Origin of the sequence: Bartonella sp. AA2SXKL (assembly GCF_042197205.1) — a bacterium.
In the GTDB taxonomy this organism is placed as follows: domain Bacteria; phylum Pseudomonadota; class Alphaproteobacteria; order Rhizobiales; family Rhizobiaceae; genus Bartonella.
In genome coordinates this window covers 1-2,253 of sequence record NZ_JBHIRN010000042.1, presented here as the reverse complement: position 1 = coordinate 2,253, position 2,253 = coordinate 1, and the positions used below count along the sequence as shown (strand labels likewise).

Below are 2,253 nucleotides of genomic sequence, written 5' to 3'. Positions count from 1 at the left end.
CTTTCGTTGGCTACAGCGGCTACATTCTTATCGAATGTTACGCCTGTTTTTTCAGCAAATCCTGATTTTAGAAACACATTTCTTGAAGGTGTAAAAAGTACCGGCGTGTCTTATCCACAAAGCCTTCTCTCTGTTGCTGGTTTGAATGCTTCTGATGATTATGCAAATTTTTTAACCAAAACCCTTTCTGGTAAGAGAGATAAGAGTCCTGTCGTAAATGTTTTGACAGAAGGTAGCCGTTTTGCGCGAGTTGGAAATGTTGGTGATAAGAAAGCGCCACAGCTTACAAGAATAGCGGTTAACGATAAAAGCATGAGTGCGGATAATATTGCTGTGCGAAAATTGCCAAAAACATTTGTTAAAAAAGGGTGGATGCTGCCTGTTGAGGACGATAATAGTGATGATATTTTGCTGTCTGGCGTTAATAGTTTAGCAAGGAGGGTGAGTACGTATGCAACTAATGATGATATAAAAATAGGAAAAAATCAGAATGCGAATGCCATTAATATTATTGCTATTGGTAACGGCATACAGACATATTCACAAAGTAATCTGTTTGAAGGTGTTACTATTGTTGGCAACAGCACGAAAGACTACGCTTCTGCTGCCACCATTGTTGGTGCATGGGCAGAAGTGAAAGAATCGGGCGGTGTTGCGCTAGGTTACAATTCTGTCGCCGATAGGGCTAGAGGTGTTTTTGGCTATTCTCCTAATAAGAAAGCGAATGCAACAGGTACTGAAGTTCAATGGAAGAGTGTTTATGGTGCCATGAGTGTTGGTAATCTCAGCGAGAAGGGAACGCGACAAATTATAGGGGTAGCAGCTGGTTCTGAACTGACTGATGCAGTAAATGTTGCGCAGATAAAGTCATTACAAAATTACGTAGATAAAGGTTGGCAGCTGTCTGTTGGTGGTGCAGATGCTACAACTATCGGTATAGAGAGCAAGATCGATTTATCAGCGGCAAGTGAAAATCTTCAAATTAGCAAAGGCAAAGATAATAATAATATAAAATTTGATCTAGCTAAGGAAATCGCAGTCAATAAAGTAACTGCAGGAAGCAATACCCTAGACGCAACAGGCTTAGTGATTACAGGTGGACCGAAAATAATCATTTCTGGGATAGATGCTGGGGGTAAAAAGATTACAGGAGTGTCTGATGGCACTGGAGCGAACGATGCAGTTAATTTTTCACAGTTAAGCAAAACCAATGAGAGTCTTTCGTCCACAGCGAGAAATCTGGAAACGGCTATGGCGAATACATCAAAATATTTTGGTGGAGGTGCAGGAGTTGCTGGTTCTGCTATGACGGGACCAACTTATAACTTATCCAAGATTGATACAAAGGGTAATATAACAGAGGGCTCTTTTAAAGATGTTGGTAGTGCATTTACTGGTCTTGATACAAATATCAAGAATGTGAATGCACGGATTAAAGAAGTTTCTGAAGGAGTAGCACAGGATTCTTTGTTATGGAATGATGAGGTCAATGCCTTTGTAGCGCGTCATGAGAAGAAGCAAGAAGAAAAAGGCAGAGTTGTAAGGACACAGGAAAACAGTAGAATTACGTTTCTAGAAAAGGCTGAGATCAGCCCCGGCTCAACGGATGCTGTCATTGGTAGTCAACTTTATGCAATGGGTAACACGCTTGCAACCTATTTTGGTGGTGGTGCTGGTTATGATGAAGTGGGCATATGGAAAGCACCGGATTTCAAGATCAAGCAGTTTAGTGAGGATGGTACTTCTTTTGACAAGAACTATACGAATGTAGCTGATGCACTTACAGGTGTTGGAAGTTCTATCACGAATGTTCAGAATAAATTGACTGAACAGGTTAATAATGTGATTACCAAAGTGGAAAGCGAGAGCTTTGTTCAGCAAGACAAAACAACGCATCGTCTCACTATTGGTGCAAAAGTAGGTGGCGCAGAAATCAATATTGCAAATGAAAGCGGTGCGGATCGGATAATTTCTGGTGTTGGGGAAGCAAAGAACAATAATGACGCTGTTAACAAAAGCCAGCTTGATAGCAATATCAAGAATGTCAATGATAATGTAACAAATAAGTTTAGCGAACTTACTAAAAACATAACGAATATTACTCAGCAAGTTAAAGGTGATGCTTTGTTATGGAATGATGAAGCCAATGCCTTTGTAGCACGTCATGAGAAGAAGCAAGAAGAAAAAGGCAAAGCTGTCAGGACACAAGAAAACAGTAGAATTACGTTTCTAGCAAATGGTGAGATTAGCGCT

1 pseudogene is annotated in these 2,253 nt (G+C 40.4%); it reads left to right on the top strand.

Going from position 1 to position 2,253, the window contains the following annotated elements:
* Nucleotides 1-2,253, top strand: a pseudogene (locus ACFINS_RS09545) (hypothetical protein); the annotation flags it as partial.